This is a genomic window from Bradyrhizobium centrosematis, assembly GCF_045571495.1.
Classification (GTDB): Bacteria; Pseudomonadota; Alphaproteobacteria; order Rhizobiales; family Xanthobacteraceae; genus Bradyrhizobium; species Bradyrhizobium centrosematis.
Genome location: NZ_CP120703.1, coordinates 4,364,019 through 4,381,299, shown reverse-complemented (window position 1 = coordinate 4,381,299; position 17,281 = coordinate 4,364,019). Strand labels below are relative to the sequence as shown.

Here is a 17,281-nt window from a genome sequence, read left to right as displayed (position 1 = left end):
TCTTGCATTGGCCGTGACAGCCGCACGCGGCTGTCACGGCTTTTTGGTTTCAGCTACGCATGTCCGCCGGAAGATCGACCCCGTGGAATTTCTTGTAGATCGCGTTGAGCTTGCCGTTCTTGACGTTCTCGGTGATCCAGGCGTTCAGCTTGTCCATCAGCGGCTGCTCACCTTTCTTCAAGCCGATGGCGAGATCGAAGGTCGCCAGCGGAATCCTGGATTCGAACACGCGCGAAGGATTCTTCACGCCGATCTGGTTGATGATCGTCGCGGACGAGCCGACGCAGTCGACCTGGCCCGAGACCGCCGCCGTCACCATGGTGGCGTCGTCGTCATAGCGCGCGATCTTGAGGTCCTTGTCCTTCATGTTGGACAGGGTGGTGTCCTGCGTGGTGCCGCGCGAGACGCCGATCGATTTGTCCTTCAGGTCGGGCCAGTCCTTGACGGTGGAGGATTTCAGGCAGCCGACATCGGATTGCAGCGTCGCATAGCGTTTGGTGAAGTCGATCACCTTGGCGCGGTCCGGCGTCACCGACAGGGTCGAGATGATGATGTCGGCCTTGCCGGTCAGGACGTTGGGAATGCGGGTTGCGCCGGTGGTCTGGATGAATTCGAGCTCGAGCCCCCAGTCCTTGGCGAGCAGCTGCGCCACCTCGACGTCGGAGCCGGTCGGCTTCATGCTGGAATCCATCATGCCCGAGGGCGGAATGGCGAGGTCGGTCGAGATGCGGATCTTCTTCGCCTTCATGATGTCGTCGAGCAGGTCGGCCGATGCGGGCGTTGCCGCCATCATGATGAGGCCGCACAATGCGGCGGCAGTCCCCAGCACTATTTTCTTGGTCATCCCTGGTTCTCCTCTCCCTGTTATGATTTTAGGTTTCCCGTCCCCACGAATTGCGTGAGTTCGGGCGTGGTCGGCGACGTCAGGATCGAGGCAGGTCCGGTCTCGTGGACCTTGCCGCGATGCATGAACACGATCCGGTCGGCGATGCCCTTGGCGAATCCCATCTCGTGGGTGACCATCACCATGGTCATGCCGTCGGCCGCGAGCTGCTCGATCACCTTCAGCACCTCGCCGGTGAGCTCGGGATCGAGCGCGGAGGTGACCTCGTCGAACAGCATCACCTTGGGTTGCATGGCGAGCGAGCGGGCGATCGCAGCGCGCTGCTGCTGGCCGCCCGAGAGCTGCTCGGGATAGGCGTGCAGCTTCTCCTCGAGCCCGACTTGCGCCAGCACCTTTCGGGCGAGATCCCTGGCCTGGGATGCCGCCATACCCTTCACCGCGCAAGGCGCAAGCGTGATGTTCTGCTCGATCGTGAGATGGGGAAACAGGTTGTAGCTCTGGAACACGATGCCGACGTCCTGGCGCAGCGCGCGCAAGTTCACGTCGGGGCGGTCGACGCGATGTCCGCACACGACGATCTCGCCGCCGTCGACCTTCTCGAAACGGTCGATGCAGCGCAGCGCCGTGCTCTTGCCGGAGCCGGAGCGGCCGATCAGCGCCAGCACTTCGCCGCGCGCGACGGCAAAGGAGACGCCGTCGAGCACGCGCAGCGCGCCAAAACTCTTCTGCACGTTGTGGAGCGACACGATCGGTTCGGAGGAGGGGGCGTTTTGCTGCATGTCAGGCTGGCGCGAGGTTGGACCTGCCACGCCCCATCCGCTGTTCCAGCCTCTGGCTGAGCAGCGACAGGGGATAGCACATGGCGAAGTAGGTGACGGCGATGATGGCGTAGATGGCGAACGGCTCGAACAGCGAGTTGTTGACGATCTGGCCCGAGCGCATCAGCTCGACGAAGCCGACCACGGAGGCGAGCGAGGTGTTCTTGATGATCTGCACCATGAAGCCGACGGTCGGCGGTGTCGCGATGCGGATCGCCTGCGGCAGGATTACCTTGATCATGCGCTGGGTCCGGCTCAGCGCCAGGCCCTCGGCAGCCTCCCATTGCGGCTTCGGCACGGACTGGATGCAGCCGCGCCAGATCTCACCGAGATAGGCGGCGACATAGAGCGTGAGCGAGGCGCCGGCCGCGACCAGCGGCGAGACCTTGAGGCCGATGGCCGCGAGGCCGAAATAGCCGAGGAACAGGATCACGAGCAGCGGCGTGCCCTGGATGAGCTGGACATAGACGGCGCTGGCGATCCGCACGGTTTTCAGCGGCGAGATCCGTGCAAGCGCGATCACGAAGCCGACGACGCCACCGCCGATCAGCGCGATCAGCGACAGGCCAATGGTCCACAGCGCGCCCTGGCCGAGAAACATCAGATGATTGATGTTGAGATGTCCGCCCATGGTCATCTCACAATGGCGTGCCGAGCCGGCGCCGGCGCGGAAACAGCAGGAGGCCGAGGCCCCAGAAGCCGGCGCGCATCACCAGGGAGAGGATGACGTAGAGAACGGCGACGATGATGTAGGTTTCGAACGCGCGATAGGTGTCCGACTGGATGTAGTTGGCGACGGCGGTCAGCTCTTCGGCCGAAATCTGCGAGCAGACCGAGGACGCCAGCATCAACAGCACGAACTGGCTGGTCAGCGCCGGATAGACCTTCTCGACCGCCGGCAGCAGGATGATGTGCCAGTAGATCTGGAGGCGCGACAGCGCCAGCCCTTCGGCGGCCTCGATCTGTCCGCGCGGGATCGCCTCGAAGCCGGCGCGCATGATCTCGGCGGTGTAGGCGCCGACATTGATCGTCAGCGCGGCCACGGCCACCGCGAAGGCGGAGAATTTCAGGCCCAGACTGGCGAGGCCGAAATAGACCAGGAAGATCTGCACCAGGAGCGGCGTGTTGCGGATGGTCTCGACATAGGCCTTGCAGGCGCTCGCGATCAGCGCATTGTGCGTGCCGCGCCCGATTGCCGCGAGCGTGCCGAGCAGGGCGCCGAGCACCGTCGCGAAGGCGGCAAGCTCCAGCGTCAGCACGGCGCCGGCGAGAAAGCTCGGCCAACGCTCCAGCACTGCGGGAAAGTCGAGTTGCAGGCTCATCGTATCGGGTTCAGCCGGTGGTCTGGTTGGTCATGCGGTCATAGACGCGGAATAGCGCCTGATTGCCGTTGCTGCCCTCGCCATGGGCGCGGGCGTCGACATATTGGCTGGTGACGAGCGCGGTGCCGGGCAGGGGCACGTTGAGAGCCTGCGCGTGCTCCTGCACGAGGCGGAGGTCCTTGAGCTGCAGATCGATCCGGAAGCCGGCGGAGACGTCGCCCGCGATCATCGCGGGGCCGAGCTTGTCGAGCATCCAGGAGGCGGCGGAGCCGCCGAGCAGCACCCGGCGCAGCAGATTGAGGTCGAGGCCTGAAGCACGGCCGAGCGCCAGCGCCTCGCAGATCGCCTGGATGTTGATGCCGCAGATCAGCTGATTGCAGAGCTTCACCGTCTGTCCGGCGCCCGATGCACCGACATGGGTGATGGTGGTGCCCATCGCGCGGAAGAACGGCTCGGCTTTGACGAACGCATCGGAATCGCCGCCGGCCATGATCGAGAGCGCGGCATTCCTGGCACCGACCGGTCCACCCGAGACCGGCGCGTCGAGGAAGCCGACGCCAATTGTCTGCAGGTCGGCATGGATACGGCGGACCGCGACCGGAGAGATCGTGCTCATGTCGACGATCAGCTTGCCCCGGGGTGGAGATTTCAAGAGGCCGTGCTCGCCGTAAATGGTCGCCTCGACATGAGGCGTGTCGGGCAGCATGGTGATGACGATGTCGGCGCCTTCAGCGGCATCCGCAGGGCTGCTGGCTCGGCTCGCGCCTTCCTTGACGCTGTCGGCCAGGGCAGCCTCGTTGAGATCGAAGGCGCGCACCGCATGCCCGGCCTTCAGCAGGTTGCGCACCATCTCGCGGCCCATCGTGCCGATGCCGATGAAGCCGACGCTGCCCTTGTCGTCCCGTCCCATATTGTCGATCCGTTTCTCTGGTTCTTGGTTCGTCGGCGATCAGCGTGAGGCGCTGGCCTTGTCGATGTCGCCGACGACCGCGCGTCTGCGGTACTCGTCGCCGATGGCAAAATGCTTGCGCAACGTCGCATCCGCGCGCTCGGGGTCACGCGCGATGACGGCTTCGAAGATGCGGCGGTGGTCGTCGATCAGATAGGTCTTCATCGACGGAAAGGCCTGCACCAGCTCGCGGCGGCTGCGATGCGAATGCGTCAAGAGGCCCGCCATCGAAGAGTGCAGCACCGTCAGCGTTTCCGAATGTGACGCGATGACGATGGCGCGGTGGAATTCGAAATCGGCCATGCCGCCGGCATCGGCCTCGTCGATCGTCTCGCCGATCTTGGCGAGGGCGCGCTGCAGGCGCTCGAAATCGGCGATGTTGGCGCGCTCGCAGGCGAGCCGGATCGCCTGGCATTCGATCGCGACGCGCGCCTGCATGACGTCGTCGAGCATGTCCGCCTGCTGGGCGAGGGCGAAGGTGAAGAAGTCATTGAGCACCGACACGTCCGGTCGCGTCACCACGGTGCCGATGCGGTCGCGGATCTCGACGATGCCGAGCACGGTGAGTGCGCGTAGCGCCTCGCGCACGATCGGCCGGCTGACGCCGAGAAGGGTCGCCAATTCGCGCTCGGAAATCAGGCGGTCGCCGGGTTTGAGCGAGCCCGCAAGCAGGCGTTCGCGCAGGAAGGCGAACACCTTCTCGAACCCCTTTTCGCCTTCGGCGGTCCGCTTGAGCTCCATCCCTGTCCCATTTGGTCTGATCGTGGTCAGACCAGTATGCTGACCAAGGCGTGGAGGTCAAGGGGGCCGGTCGCCCGCAGCGAGGCAGTGCTGGCGCCTTGCTAAGGCATTGAACCGACTAGGGCCGTCTACTGTGCATGGGGTTGTTTTTCGGATCTGCTGTTGGTTCTGCGCTGACGCCGCCAGTCCCCGCACGGCGAAGCGCGAGGACGAACTCGCTGCTGACAGCATGTTGGCAGCAGGGGCTGGCTACGACCACCTCCTGACAAAACGGAGGTGGGGTCATGCCGATCGAGGCAAGCTGTCATTGCGGTGAGACGGTGTTCGAGGTGGCGGAGGCGCCCTCGAGCGTCACGCGCTGCACGTGTTCGCTCTGCACCAAGCGCGGCGCGCTGTGGGCCTATTACACGCCGGCGCAGTTTCGTCTGCTGTCACCGCCGGACAATGTCGCGACCTATCTTTGGGGCAGCCGCACGGTCAAACACCATTTCTGCGCTGCTTGCGGCTGCGGCACCTATTCGGAGTCGCCGGATTGGTCGACCGGCAAGCCCGATTTCGACAATCCCAAGGTCGCGGTGAACGCGCGCCTGTTCGACGATTTCGATCTCGATGCGGTGCCGGTCAACGTGATCGACGGCAGAAATTTGTGGTGAGGCTCACCGCAACACGATCCACGCCGGCGCGTGATCGGACGCCTCGTCCTCGCCGCGGATCGTCTTGTCCACGCCGGCCTTGATCAGGCGAGGGGTCAGCGCAGGGCTGAGCAGGAGATGATCGAGCCGCAGGCCCGCATCGCGCGGCCACCGGTTCCGCTTGTAGTCCCAGAACGTGTAGATGCGCTTGTCCGGATTGAGCTCGCGGATCGCATCGCACCAGCCCTGCGCGACCAGCGCGGCATAGGCCGCGCGGCTCTTGGGCTGGATCAGCGCATCCTTGTCCCACGAGCGCGTCGGATAGATGTCGATCTCCGTTGGCGCGACGTTGTAGTCGCCGGCGAGCACGACGGGCAGGTCCTGCTTGATGAAAGTGTTGGCGTGGCGCCTGAGGCGCGCGAACCAGTCGAGCTTGTAGTCGAATTTCGGTCCCGGCTGCGGATTGCCGTTCGGCAGGTAGATACTGGTGACGATGATGCCGCGCACAGCGGCCTCGATGTAACGGGCTTCGTGATCGCCGGGTCTTCCAGGCAAGCGGTCGCGGGTGACGATCGGCTCGGCCTTGCGGGCGAGGATGGCCACCCCGTTCCAGGTCTTCTGTCCGCGCCACGCCGCGCCATAGCCGGCCTTTTCGATCGCAGCCGCCGGAAATTCGCCATCACTTGCCTTCAATTCCTGGAGCGCGACGACATCGGGCTTCGCAGCGCGCAGCCATGCCAACAGATTGGGCAGGCGGCGGTTGATGTTGTTGATGTTGAACGTCGCGATCTTCATGTAGAGCTACCGGCTCCTGCCTTCCGTACCCGGAGATACAATGTCCAAGTTGAACCTTGTCGTCATCGTCGCCGCCGTCGCATTGTCCGGGCTCGCGTCGGCACAATCATCCGACCCGCGCGGCGCCTGCAAGGCAGACTATGACAAATTCTGCGCCGGCATCGCGCCCGGCGGCGGCCGCGTCGTCGCCTGCCTCACCGACAAGCGCGATCAGCTCAGCGCGACCTGCAAAGAGGCGCTGGACAACAGGAAGAAGAAGTAAGTCTCGTGTCCCGGACGAGCCGAAGCGCAAGCGCTGCGTCCGGGCCATGCGTGTTCCGTTGGGACAGCAGTGGCGGCGGGGCCGTGCTCGATGGGGGCGCTGACGGCGGCTACTGCGCCACCGGTGCGGCAGCCGGCTTCACCAATGGCTCCTCGACATTGCCGCCCTTGTAGAGCCGGGCATAGCGGGGGCCGAGGCTGGTCAGCACCTCATAGCCGATTGTGCCGAAATGATGCGCGAGCTCGTCGACGGTGATGCCTTCGCCGAGCAGCGTCACCATATGGCCGCGTCGCGCCGCGTTCGGCGGCAGATCGGTGACGTCGATTGCGATCAGATCCATGGAGACGCGGCCCGCGACCGGGCAGCGCTTGCCGGCGACGATCACCTCGGCGCCGCGGGTGCCGTCATTGGAGCTGGCGGCGCGGAAATAGCCGTCGGCATAACCGACCCCGATGATCGCGAGCTTGGTCGGCCGCCGCGCGGTCCAGGTGCCGCCATAGCCGACGGTCTCGCCGCGCTCGATGTTGCGGGTCTGCACGATGCGTGCCTTGAGGTCGACCACAGGCTGCATGGGATTGTCGGCCTCCGGCGTCGGGTTGACGCCGTAGAGGGCCGCGCCCGGCCGCACCAAATCGAACTGGAACGGCGCGCCCAGGAAGATGCCGGAAGAATTGGCGAGCGCGGCCGGCACGCCGGAGAATTCGCTGGCGATGCCGCGGAAGGAAGCGAGCTGCCTTGCATTGACCGGGTTGTTGAGCTGCTCGGCCGAGACCAGATGGCTCATCACCAGGGTGATTCCATGATCGCCGGCATTGATGCGGGGGATGATGGCCTGCGCTTCGGAGAGCGTCAGGCCGAGCCGGTTCATGCCGGTGTCGATGTGAATAGCCGCGCCCCCGGTCCAGCCGGTGCGGCGGCAGAACACGTCCCATTCCGCGAGCTCGTTGAGATCGCCGATCACCGGCCGGCAATTGATCTTGGCGTAGTGCTCGCCGGTGTTCTGGAAATAGCCACCGAGCACGTAGATCGTGGGCTCCGGAACCGCCCCGCGCACCTTGCCCGCTTCCTCGATGGTTGCGACGAAGAAGGTCTTGCAGCCGGCCTTGCTCAGTGCGCGCGCGACCTGCTCGGCGCCGCAGCCATAGGCGTCGGCCTTGATCACCGCCGAGCATTCGGCCGGCACCGCCGTCTTCTCGAGCTTGCGCCAATTGGCAATGATGGCGTCGAGATCGACGGTCAGCACGCCGCCGTAAGCAGCGAGCGCAGCAGCCTGATTGGCCTCCGCGGAGAGAGGGCCGGATTGCGGAATTGTTTTCGGATCGGACGCCATTGTCATGGCGCCGTTTTACGCAAGTGGCCGGTCGGGTTCAAGGAACTCAGTAGTCGTTGTCGCTGCGAGCGGGCAGCTGACTGTCGGGCGCGAGATCGCCGAACCGCGTGACCGAGGCTTCGAACGCCAAATCGACGGTGCCGGTCGGGCCATGGCGCTGCTTGCCGATGATGACCTCGGCCTTTCCGTGCGCAAGACTCATGTCGAGCTGCCACTTCTCGTGTTCGGGCGTACCTGGGCGAGGCTCCTTCATCGCGAGGTAATATTCCTCGCGGTAAACGAACAGCACGACGTCGGCGTCCTGCTCGATTGATCCGGATTCACGCAAGTCGGAGAGCTGAGGCCGTTTGTCGTCGCGGGATTCGACCTGGCGTGAGAGCTGCGACAGCGCGATCACGGGAACGTTGAGCTCCTTGGCGAGCGCCTTCAGGCTGGTCGTGATCTCCGTGATTTCCTGCACGCGGCTGTCGCTGGCGCGCTTGCTCGAGCCCGAGAGCAGCTGGATGTAGTCGATCACGAGCAGATCGAGGCCCTTCTGGCGCTTCAGCCGGCGCGCGCGCGCCATCAGCTGCGCGATCGACAGGCCGCCGGTGGCGTCGACATAAAACGGCAGCGATTGCAGCTCGATCGAGACCTCCCGGATCTTCTCGAAATCGGCTTCCGAGATGCCGCCGCGGCGAATGTGGGAGGAGGGAACGCCGGTGCGCTCGGCCACGATACGCGTGGCAAGCTGGTCGGCCGACATTTCGCAGGAGAAGAAGCCGATCACGCCGCCATTGGCCGCCTTCGTGGTGCCGTCGGCCTGGAGTTCCGGAACGTAGGCTCGTGCCACATTGTAGGCAATGTTGGTCGCGAGCGAGGTCTTGCCCATGCCAGGACGGCCCGCGACGATGATGAGGTCGGAGTGCTGCAGGCCGCCCATCTTGGTGTCGAGGTCGCGCATGCCGGTCGAGATGCCGGACAGTTTTCCGTCGCGCTGGAACGCCTTGGCCGCGAGATCGACTGCGACCGCCAGCGCCTGCGAGAATTTCTGGAAACCGCCGTCATAGCGGCCGGACTCGGCGAGCTCATAGAGGCGCCGCTCGGCATCCTCGATCTGCGCCCGGGGCTGAAAGTCGACCGGCGCGTCGTAGGCGACGTTGACCATGTCCTCGCCGATCCCGATCAGGTCGCGCCTGAGCGACAGGTCGTAGATGGTGCGGCCATAGTCCTGGGCGTTGATGATGGTGGTCGCTTCGGCTGCGAGTCGCGCAAGATATTGCCCGATGGTCATGCCGCCGACATCGGTGTCGGCGGGCAGGAACGTCTTCAGCGTGACGGGCGTCGCGATCTTGCCCATCCGGATCAGGCTGCCGGCGGTCTCAAAGATGGTCTGATGCAGCGGCTCGAAGAAATGCTTCGCCTCCAGGAAGTCGGAGACGCGGTAGAAGGCGTCGTTATTGACCAGGATCGCGCCCAGAAGGCTCTGTTCCGCCTCGATATTATGCGGCGCGCTCCGATAAGCGGGAGTTCCGGCATCGGGCGCGAGTTTGAGAACGTTCGAATCAGTCAGGGCCATGGTCGGACGTGCTTAGCAATTTTCTTGGGCGGATGCGGGGCCGGGATAAAGCGCCGGCTCGGCCCAAAGCGGAAGCGAAAGCTGACCGCTATCAACCGCTCAGTTAAAATGGTGGATGATTAGCAGTCGCAGCACGCGCCGCGCTTGACGGATTTTCAAGGAACTCGCTCCGGCCCGGAGTGGCCGCGACCCCCGCGGAAAGATCCGGAAACCATGAACCTCGGGGATGGTCGCGCAGACCTAATGAAAAGGCGCGCGAAATAACGCACTGTCCGCCTTCGGCTCGCCTTCAGATCAGCAGGAGGTAGACCAGCGCAACCAGAGCCGCCCCGACGCCGGTAACGATCAGGGCGTAGTCAGTGCGGAGGTCGTCCTGCACGTCAAATGAGGTCTGGGTCTCTTTGCTCATGGCGACGGTCTAAGCCAGGCCCGACCGGAGTTATGTGAAGTGGATCACATCCTCCCGGATTCTTTCGGGGGTATGACTGGGAACAGCGGACAGGGCGGGGAATTGTCTCCCGCGGTCCGTCAACAGGGAACGAGGCAGGCAATGCGGCCAGAATGGCAGCGCCAGATGTGGCGGAGCGAGGCAGGAAGCCGGCTTTGGCTGTCGGGGCTGATTGCGGCCATGGAGCACGCCGCGCGGCCCGAAGTGCGTCGCGAGCCTGTCGCCCCCGAAATCCTGGCCGAACTGCGGGCGCAACTGGCGTTAACCGCCCCTTACTCGTTCGGCCAGATCTCGACCCTGCGTCACTAGGACCTATTCACCAGCCAATTTCAGCCGCGGCCAGGTCGCTCCCTCGCGACCCCGCAACCGGGCCTCCTCGCGCGGCACGTAGTCGCGGGTCATCGGCACCACGCCCTGGCGGCGGGTGAGCTGGATCTGGAAGTTCATCATCGCCTGCTTGCGGAAGGTCATCTCGCACGCTGCAAGATAGAATTCCCACATCAGCGCGAATCGCTCGTCGTAGAGCTGCACGGCCTCCTCACGGCGCGCCATGAAACGTTCCCGCCAGGCTTTCAGCGTTTCAGCGTAGTGCAGGCGCAGGATCTCGATATCGCAGACCAGGAGCCCGGCGCGCTCGATCGCCGGCAGCACTTCCGACAAGGCCGGGATGTAGCCGCCGGGGAAGATGTATTTGGCGATCCAGGGATTGGTCGAATCCGGGCCCTGCGAACGGCCGATCGAATGCAGCAGCATGACGCCGTCCTCGCTCAACAGCTCGGCGCAGCGCTGGAAATAGGTGTCGTAGAAGCGGGCGCCGACATGCTCGAACATGCCGACCGAGACGATGCGGTCGAACGGGCCTTCGACATCGCGATAGTCTTGGAGCAGGAATCTGGCCGAGGCGGAGAGGCCCTTCTCGGCCGCGCGGGCATTGGCGATGTGCAGCTGCTCGGTCGACAGCGTCACGCCGGTGACATCGGCGCCCGCGATCTCGGCGAGATAAAGCCCGAGCCCGCCCCAGCCGGAGCCGATGTCGAGCACGCGCTGGCCGGGCTTGACGAGCAGCTTGGCGGCGATGTGCCGTTTCTTGGCGAGCTGTGCGTCGTCGAGCGTCGCGTCCTGCGTCTCGAAATAGGCGCAGCTGTATTGCTTGTCGGCGTCCAGGAACAGCGAATAGAGCCGGGCGTCGAGATCATAGTGATGCGCGACGTTGTGGCGAGCGCGCGAGCGAGGGTTGAACTGCTTCAGGTGCCGCGTCAGATAGCGCAGGTGCCACCAGGGCTTTGCCCACTGCGGCAATAGGTCGGGTTGATCGAGCAGGATCGCGAGGGCATCAGCTATCGTGCCGTGATCGACGACGAACTCGCCATCCATATACGCTTCGCCCAGCCCGAGCTCGGGATTGACGAGGATCTTCCGTTCCGCCTCTGCGGTCACGAAGCGCACCGCGACCGGAACGCCAGTGCCGTCGCCGACAGTGAACGTCGATCCGCTGGCGCTGGTCACCGTCAATGACCCGCGGCGAACGAACTGAGACAGAAATCGACGCAACAAACGGTCCATCGCCACCTTCCTTTCGAGCGAACCCGAAAGATGCGACTAACCCGGCCTTCACATCTGACGCTCAGGTCCCGCTCGGGTTCCTATGCGTTTGCATCCAAGTCTAGAGATGGTCGCCCGGACCCGCTATTGCGCTGTGATCAAAGCGGATATTCCAAAATCGCTTAATCACATCCTTGCGCGTGAAGGCTGCTTCCATTCGCGGCGCAATCGGATAAAAGGTGACCCGCCGCCGCGCCGGATGCCGGCTGCACTCGAAAAATTCAATGGAGATGACGGGAATGTCGAGCCGAGCGCTCAGCCTCGCGACGGTATTGCTTCTGATCGGCTTCGGCGCGGCCGATACCGTTCTTGCGCAGGCGACCAACCTCGAGGCCGGCAAAACCCCGTCTCAGCTTTTCGCGCAGACCTGCAATGCCTGCCACAAGAGCCCGCGCGGATTATTGAAGTCCGTGGCGCCGGGCTCGCTGCCGGGCTTCCTGCGCCAGCACTACACCACGAGCCCGGACATGGCGGGCGTCCTCGCCTCCTATCTCGTCTCCAATGGTGCCTCCGACACCCGCTACCAGGCCAAGGACGGCAAGAAGGACGGCGCCAAGGAGAGGGACGCGAGCACCAGCCCCGAGCATCAGGGCCGCCGCCCGCGTGCCCAGGACGCTGCCAGACCGGATGGCGAGGCTGCTGCTCCCGCTGCGGAAGGTGTGCGCCAGAAGCGCGCCGCGCGGCGGGCCGAGGAAGGTGCAAAGCCGGAAGGCCAGGCTGCGCCCGAGGGGCGCAAGAGCAAGCGCCGCGCCAAGCGCGGGACCGAGGAAGCCCCCAAGGTTGATGCCGCCGCGCCGGCGAGCGAAGACAAGAAGAGCGAACCGAGGACCGAGAGCCCGAAGGCTGAGCCCGACAGCGGCAAGGCGTCCGAGAAGCCCGTCGAGCCCAAGCCGGACAGCAGCGCCAAGGCCGAGCCGCGCAACAGCGAGACGCCCGCGCTGCGGCCAGATCCAGTCCCGCAGGTGACGCCGGCAGCGCCAGCCGTTGCCGGGCCCGCTGAGCCCGCCGCGCCCAAGCCGGTGGAAGAGGCTGCTCCCAAGCCTGCGGCCAGCTCCGAACCAGCCCCGGCGCCCAAGCCGCAGGAACAGGCGCCGCCCGCGACTGCTGCAGCCCCGCCGCCTGCTTCCACCGGGACGCCGGCGCCGCCGATCTCGCGCTAAGTCGCCCAAACTTTTCCATTCACGATGCGAAGGCCGCGCCATCCGCGGCCTTCGCATCGTCTTGACTGTCATTAGAGTATCACTCTAGAGTAATGCTCTAGGAGGTACCGATGACCGCGCGCGTGCGAGACGATTTGTTGGCGGCCGGCCTTGCCGTGTTCGACCGCGTCGGTTTCGAAGCTGCGACGGTGGCCGCGATCCGTACCCGGGCGCGCGCCTCCAACGGCAGCTTCTTTCACGCCTTCGGCTCGAAGAAGGAGCTCGCCGGCGTGCTGTTCCTTGAGGTCTTGCGGCACTATCACGCCGCGGTGCTGGCCGCGCTCGATCCCGTGCCGGATGCGAAGCAGGGCATCGGTCGTCTGATCCGGGCGCATCTCGACTGGGTCGTGACCAGCCGGCGCGAGGCGCGCTACCTCTTCGAGATATCGCGCAGCGAGTGGGGCGAGGATGTTCGCGACGCTCAGCGCGCGCAAAATGCGCGCCTTGCCGAAGGCATCGAGCGCTGGCGCGCGCCGCTGGTTGCGCGCGGCGAGCTCTTGCCGATGACGGCGGCGATGTTCGTCAGCCAGCTTATCGGGCCGGCGCAGATCCTCTGCCGCGCCTTCCTGTCGGGACGCGATCGCGCCGATCCGCGCGCCGAGGCCGACACGCTGATCGCCTGCGCCATCCGCGCGCTGGTACCGCCCGATCGCATCCAAAAACAATGAGAGGCCACATGCGCAACGACGCAGATCCCGAATTCGCACCGATCGCCGAACGCATCCACAGCAATGTCGGCCGGCAAGGCTTCATGAATCTGGTCGGCGCCGAGCTTTCGGAATTGACGCGCGGCACCTGCACGATTGCGGTCGACCGCCGCCCGGAGCTGCTGCAGCAGCACGGCTTCTTTCATGGCGGCGTCACCGCCTTCCTGGTCGACAACGCCACGACGATCGCAGCCGCGACCTCGCGCGGCCAGCCGGCGCTGACGGCCGAATACAAGCTCAATTTGTTGTCGCCCGCGGTCGGCGAGAAGCTGATCTGCCGGGCGAGGGTGATCAAGCCGGGCCGTCAGGTCTCGGTGGTTGCTGCCGACGTCTTCTGCGTCAGCGACGGTATCGAGAAGCACACGGCAACGGCGCTGGCCTCGATCGCGATGCTGAGCGAAGAGGTCGCCGCGAAAACGAAAAGCCCGGCCGCCTGAGGCGACCGGGCTGATTATTGTGTTCGTCATTCCGGGATGGCGCGCAAGCGCCAGACCCGGAATCTCGAGATTCTCAGGTGCGCAATTGCGCACCGTAGTTCGATGCTTCGCATCGGCCCGGAATGACGAGCAGGGACCTTACTTCTCTTCTGCGGCCGGGGCCGGCTCGACCTCGTCGTGCTGGGCTTCCGGATCGAAGAACTCGCCGGCGGCAGCGATCGCCTCGGCGGCCGCGTCGCGGTCCTCGTTGCGGGTCGAGATGTCCTCGCCGCGGTTGATGCGCTCGGCCTCGTCCTGGCTGCGCGCGACCGTGACGGTGATCTCGACCTCGACCTCGGGGTGAACGGCAACCGTGACCGTGTGCTTGCCGATAACCTTGATCGGCGCGTCGAGCTGCACCTGCGGGCGGTCGAGATGGACGCCGTCGGTTTCGAACGCCATGACGATATCGCGCACCGTGACCGAGCCGAACAGCTGGCCGGCCTCAGACGCCTGGCGGATCACGATGATGTTCTTGCCCTCGATCTTCTCGGCGACCTTGGACGCTTCGCCCTTGGCTTTGAGGTTGCGGGCTTCGAGCTCGGCCTTCATGCCGTCATACTTGGCCCGGTTGTCGGCGGTGGCGCGCAGCGCCTTGCCGCGCTTGAGCAGGAAATTGCGGGCGTAGCCGTCGCGAACCTTCACGACTTCGCCCATCTGGCCGAGCTTGTTGACGCGTTCCAGCAAAATGACTTCCATATTCGTTCTCCTTTTGAAGTGCTCTCTTTGGTTTCGGTTCGGGGTTGAACTCAAGGGGTCGGCAGCGGCGGCGGCTGCCGGCTGCGCAAGAAGCGCTCGCGGAAGCCGAACACGGCATCCGCAAGGCCGAGGATCACCATCGCGATCACGGGCCATCCGAACACGACCACGACGGCGTAGGTCGAGCCGAGCCAGAACGTGCGGCTCCTCAGCGCCAGCGTGAGCGTATGCAGCACGGCAAAGCCGGTCAGCGCGTAGCCCATCATCAGAGCGGCCGCCGTGATCTGAGCGACGATCGCGAGCAGCCCGCCGGTGAAGCAGAAGGCGAGCGCGATGCAGAGCGCCACCAGGGTCATCGGCGGCAGCTCGGCCGTCCTCATGTCCGGCCACGGACGCCGCAGCCGGCCCGACGTCGCCGTGACCTTGGCGCTGAGCCAGAGGTTGAGGGTCAGCGTCATCATCGCGATGATGGTGGCCCCGGCCGGTGCGATGCGCACCAGCGCGTCGACGAACTGACCGGCTTCGCCGGCGCTTTGCGGGTCGGTGGCGCGGAGGAGGCGCATCAGGCCGCGCCTGAGCGTGCCGAGGATGGTCTCGGCGTCAGTCCCGAGCGTGAGCAGGGCGGCGATCGTGGTCAGCGTGGCGAAGCCCGCGAGCCACAGCAGGATGCGGCCGACCGGATACCATTCGAGCTCAGGCTCGGTGACGGCATCAGATGCGACGGGTCCCACGGGACGGCTGAGCAGGACGAGATGGCCGAGCCACCACGCTGGCAGCGCGACGGTGACGGCGAAGGCGATGCAATAGGGCAGGCCGAACAGGGCACCGAGGCCGATCGCAGCAGCGATGCCGCCGAGGCTCGCGCAAAGCGGGCCCCAGCCGATCGCGGCGACCATCAGCGGGAGCGGAGCGAGATAGAACAGGACGAGCGAGATCAGCGCGCCCGAAATGATCGAGGCGAACATCAAGGCCGACGCAGCGCCGGCGATCAGGGCTATCAGCACAAATGCCATCATCAGCTGTCCCGCTCCCTTCGAGCGGTTAGAGGCGTCGCTTGCCCCAACCATCGGCGACCGGACGACCCGGAAGCCTTATGAGTTCTAGAAGTCGCGACCGGCGGCGCGAGGCCGCCGGCCGAATTGGTCTTAGCGAATGACGTAGGGCAGCAGGCCGAGGAAACGCGCGCGCTTGATGGCGCGGGCGAGCTCACGCTGCTTCTTCGCGGACACCGCGGTGATGCGGCTCGGCACGATCTTGCCGCGCTCGGAGACGTAACGCATCAACAGCTTGGAGTCCTTGTAGTCGATCTTGGGAGCATTGGCGCCCGTGAACGGGCAGCTCTTGCGACGACGGAAAAACGGGCGACGTGCACCAGCTTCAGCCATTGTTCTTACTCCCCATCCGTGGTTTCAGCTTCATCGCGCGGGCGGCGCGGACCGCGATCGCCGCGGAAACCGCCGTCGCGGTCGCCGCGGAAGCCACCCTCGCGCTCACCGCGGAAGCCGCCGCCACGATCGTCACGCTCGCGATCGCGATCGGCCTTGCGCATCATCGCGGACGGGCCTTCCTCGAGTTCCTCGACGCGGACGCTGAGATAGCGGATCACGTCTTCGCTGATGCGCTCCTGGCGCTCGATCTCGGCGATCGCCGCGGACGGCGCGTCGATGTTGAGCAGCACGAAGTGCGCCTTGCGGTTCTTGTTCATGCGGTAGGTGAGGGAGCGCACGCCCCAATTCTCGGTCTTGGTGACCTTGCCGCCGAGACTCTCGACGATTCCGGTCATCTGCGCAGTCAGCTCTTCGACCTGCTGCGTGCTCGCGTCCTGGCGCGCGAGAAAAACATGCTCATAAAGAGCCATGGTGGTCCTTTCCTCGTGTTGGCGCATCGCCCGGCGTCAAGCCCTTAAGAGGCCTTCAGAAAGGACTCTGGGATTAAGCTCAGAAGGCGGAAACACGGGACGACGGGCCGACTGGCCCTGCCACACCAAAATCACGAATGATTTGCTGAGACCGTCCGTTCAGCTCCCGGCCGGGGTCTGCGGATGCGCGCCTTATACGGATTTTGGCCGACTTGGCAAGGTTCGAGCGCCCGTTTTCGACCAGGCAGCCGCTGGCAGGGCCGGCCAAATCCATCCTCCCGTACCGACTTGACTATTTGTTTGTATGTCATACAAAGAACGGGTCGGAGGTGCTGATGACGGGTGAATCGATCAAGGCTCCGTTCGAGGCGTCGGCGGGCGATCCGAAGCACGCCGCGCGCGCCACACGGTCAGCCGGCCGCAAGATGCGCTCCCTGCTGCTTGATGCGGCAAGCCCACTGTTCCGGGAGCGGGGGCTGTCGGGCACGGCGATCACCGACATCGCGGCCGCCGCGGACGCATTTCCCAGCCAGATCACCTACTATTTCCGCACCAAGGAGGCGTTGTTCGTCGAATGCGCCTGCCGCGACCTCTTGTATCTGGCGCGCGCGACCGAGCAGGCGGCACTGAAGGCGCGGACGCCACGGGAATACACCCACGCGCTGGCGGAGACCGTGACGGCGAGCGATTCCATCGCCTTCTTCGCCGAAGCGCTGACATTGACGCGACGCCGGCAGGATCTTGCGCCGCTGGTCGAGCGCACCATCGAGCGCCTGCATGGCGAAGGCGCGCGCGCCTATGCGAGCCAGGTGGCGCGGCACGGCTGGCGCTCGCTGCGTGCGCCCGACGAGAGCTCCCGGCGTTTCTGGGCGGTCGCCATCGGCGTCATCCTCGAAGGCTATGCGATGGGCCGCTCGCCCGAGCAGCTCTGCGCCGAGATGCTGCGCGTGCTCGGCGAGCAGGCGAAATCCACCGACACGGCGCGGCTGCGCCTTGTCGAGGAACGTGACGCAACGACCACTGCGGACGAGGAGAATTAGG

The 17,281-nt window shown here is 65.2% G+C and carries 21 protein-coding genes; 7 read left to right on the top strand and 14 right to left on the bottom strand.

Going from position 1 to position 17,281, the window contains the following annotated elements:
- Nucleotides 1-49 precede the first annotated feature (49 nt).
- Genes P6U31_RS21190 through P6U31_RS21165 form a run of 6 tightly spaced genes read right to left on the bottom strand, consistent with a single transcriptional unit; the run spans nt 50 to nt 4,674 of the window.
- Nucleotides 50-844 carry a transporter substrate-binding domain-containing protein gene (locus P6U31_RS21190; protein WP_407183619.1) on the bottom strand — a complete coding sequence of 265 codons (795 nt, stop codon included), beginning with the start codon at nt 842-844 and terminating at the stop codon, nt 50-52.
- A 20-nt stretch (nt 845-864) separates the two neighbouring features.
- Nucleotides 865-1,623: an amino acid ABC transporter ATP-binding protein gene (locus P6U31_RS21185; protein ID WP_407183618.1), complete on the bottom strand. Its 759-nt coding sequence runs from the start codon at nt 1,621-1,623 to the stop codon at nt 865-867.
- 1 nt (nt 1,624) lies between these two features.
- A complete protein-coding gene (locus P6U31_RS21180; RefSeq protein ID WP_407183617.1) occupies nt 1,625-2,293 on the bottom strand; it encodes an amino acid ABC transporter permease in 669 nt (222 codons plus the stop codon).
- Between the two features lie 7 nt (nt 2,294-2,300).
- Nucleotides 2,301-2,984: an amino acid ABC transporter permease gene (locus tag P6U31_RS21175; RefSeq protein ID WP_407183616.1), complete on the bottom strand. Its 684-nt coding sequence runs from the start codon at nt 2,982-2,984 to the stop codon at nt 2,301-2,303.
- A gap of 10 nt (nt 2,985-2,994) precedes the next feature.
- Nucleotides 2,995-3,894: an NAD(P)-dependent oxidoreductase gene (locus tag P6U31_RS21170; protein ID WP_407183614.1), complete on the bottom strand. Its 900-nt coding sequence runs from the start codon at nt 3,892-3,894 to the stop codon at nt 2,995-2,997.
- 39 nt (nt 3,895-3,933) lie between these two features.
- Nucleotides 3,934-4,674, bottom strand: coding sequence for a FadR/GntR family transcriptional regulator (locus P6U31_RS21165; protein WP_407183612.1), 741 nt, complete (start codon nt 4,672-4,674; stop codon nt 3,934-3,936).
- A 284-nt stretch (nt 4,675-4,958) separates the two neighbouring features.
- On the opposite strand from P6U31_RS21165, the gene P6U31_RS21160 reads away from it, so the two are divergent.
- Nucleotides 4,959-5,327, top strand: a complete 369-nt coding sequence (locus tag P6U31_RS21160) for a GFA family protein (RefSeq protein ID WP_407183611.1) — start codon at nt 4,959-4,961, stop codon at nt 5,325-5,327.
- 3 nt (nt 5,328-5,330) lie between these two features.
- On the opposite strand, the gene P6U31_RS21155 is transcribed toward P6U31_RS21160, so the two are convergent.
- Entirely contained in the window at nt 5,331-6,101 is a 771-nt protein-coding gene (locus P6U31_RS21155; RefSeq protein WP_407183610.1) for an exodeoxyribonuclease III, read from the bottom strand.
- 40 nt (nt 6,102-6,141) lie between these two features.
- Between P6U31_RS21155 and P6U31_RS21150 the strand changes: the two genes are divergently transcribed.
- Entirely contained in the window at nt 6,142-6,363 is a 222-nt protein-coding gene (locus P6U31_RS21150; RefSeq protein ID WP_407183609.1) for a cysteine rich repeat-containing protein, read from the top strand.
- 109 nt (nt 6,364-6,472) lie between these two features.
- Here the strand turns inward: P6U31_RS21150 and alr are convergent, their stop codons facing one another.
- Nucleotides 6,473-7,693, bottom strand: coding sequence for an alanine racemase (gene alr, locus P6U31_RS21145; protein ID WP_407189904.1), 1,221 nt, complete (start codon nt 7,691-7,693; stop codon nt 6,473-6,475).
- Nucleotides 7,694-7,739: 46 nt separating this feature from the next.
- Nucleotides 7,740-9,251 carry a replicative DNA helicase gene (locus tag P6U31_RS21140; protein ID WP_407183608.1) on the bottom strand — a complete coding sequence of 504 codons (1,512 nt, stop codon included), beginning with the start codon at nt 9,249-9,251 and terminating at the stop codon, nt 7,740-7,742.
- 550 nt (nt 9,252-9,801) lie between these two features.
- Between P6U31_RS21140 and P6U31_RS21135 the strand changes: the two genes are divergently transcribed.
- Complete coding sequence (locus P6U31_RS21135; protein WP_407183607.1) at nt 9,802-10,008, top strand: transcriptional regulator; 207 nt, start codon at nt 9,802-9,804, stop codon at nt 10,006-10,008.
- A 3-nt stretch (nt 10,009-10,011) separates the two neighbouring features.
- Here P6U31_RS21135 and P6U31_RS21130 read toward each other — a convergent pair whose 3' ends face one another.
- Nucleotides 10,012-11,262 carry a class I SAM-dependent methyltransferase gene (locus P6U31_RS21130; protein ID WP_407183606.1) on the bottom strand — a complete coding sequence of 417 codons (1,251 nt, stop codon included), beginning with the start codon at nt 11,260-11,262 and terminating at the stop codon, nt 10,012-10,014.
- A 278-nt stretch (nt 11,263-11,540) separates the two neighbouring features.
- On the opposite strand from P6U31_RS21130, the gene P6U31_RS21125 reads away from it, so the two are divergent.
- The 3 genes from P6U31_RS21125 to P6U31_RS21115 all read left to right on the top strand — a co-directional run bounded on the left by P6U31_RS21125 (nt 11,541) and on the right by P6U31_RS21115 (nt 13,644).
- Complete coding sequence (locus tag P6U31_RS21125) at nt 11,541-12,461, top strand: hypothetical protein (protein ID WP_407183605.1); 921 nt, start codon at nt 11,541-11,543, stop codon at nt 12,459-12,461.
- A 110-nt stretch (nt 12,462-12,571) separates the two neighbouring features.
- On the top strand, nt 12,572-13,168 hold the full coding sequence (locus P6U31_RS21120) for a TetR/AcrR family transcriptional regulator (RefSeq protein ID WP_407183604.1): 597 nt from the start codon (nt 12,572-12,574) through the stop codon (nt 13,166-13,168).
- An 8-nt stretch (nt 13,169-13,176) separates the two neighbouring features.
- A complete protein-coding gene (locus tag P6U31_RS21115) occupies nt 13,177-13,644 on the top strand; it encodes a PaaI family thioesterase (RefSeq protein ID WP_407183603.1) in 468 nt (155 codons plus the stop codon).
- Between the two features lie 138 nt (nt 13,645-13,782).
- Here P6U31_RS21115 and rplI read toward each other — a convergent pair whose 3' ends face one another.
- The 4 genes from rplI to rpsF all read right to left on the bottom strand — a co-directional run bounded on the left by rplI (nt 13,783) and on the right by rpsF (nt 16,240).
- Complete coding sequence (rplI, locus tag P6U31_RS21110; RefSeq protein ID WP_407183602.1) at nt 13,783-14,382, bottom strand: 50S ribosomal protein L9; 600 nt, start codon at nt 14,380-14,382, stop codon at nt 13,783-13,785.
- A gap of 50 nt (nt 14,383-14,432) precedes the next feature.
- Nucleotides 14,433-15,398, bottom strand: a complete 966-nt coding sequence (locus P6U31_RS21105) for a hypothetical protein (RefSeq protein WP_407183601.1) — start codon at nt 15,396-15,398, stop codon at nt 14,433-14,435.
- A 129-nt stretch (nt 15,399-15,527) separates the two neighbouring features.
- On the bottom strand, nt 15,528-15,767 hold the full coding sequence (rpsR, locus tag P6U31_RS21100) for a 30S ribosomal protein S18 (protein ID WP_007592020.1): 240 nt from the start codon (nt 15,765-15,767) through the stop codon (nt 15,528-15,530).
- A 5-nt stretch (nt 15,768-15,772) separates the two neighbouring features.
- Nucleotides 15,773-16,240 (bottom strand): 30S ribosomal protein S6, encoded by a 468-nt coding sequence (gene rpsF / locus P6U31_RS21095; protein WP_407183600.1) that lies wholly within the window; start codon nt 16,238-16,240, stop codon nt 15,773-15,775.
- Between the two features lie 335 nt (nt 16,241-16,575).
- Between rpsF and P6U31_RS21090 the strand changes: the two genes are divergently transcribed.
- A complete protein-coding gene (locus P6U31_RS21090; RefSeq protein WP_407183599.1) occupies nt 16,576-17,280 on the top strand; it encodes a TetR/AcrR family transcriptional regulator C-terminal domain-containing protein in 705 nt (234 codons plus the stop codon).
- Nucleotide 17,281 lies beyond the last annotated feature (1 nt).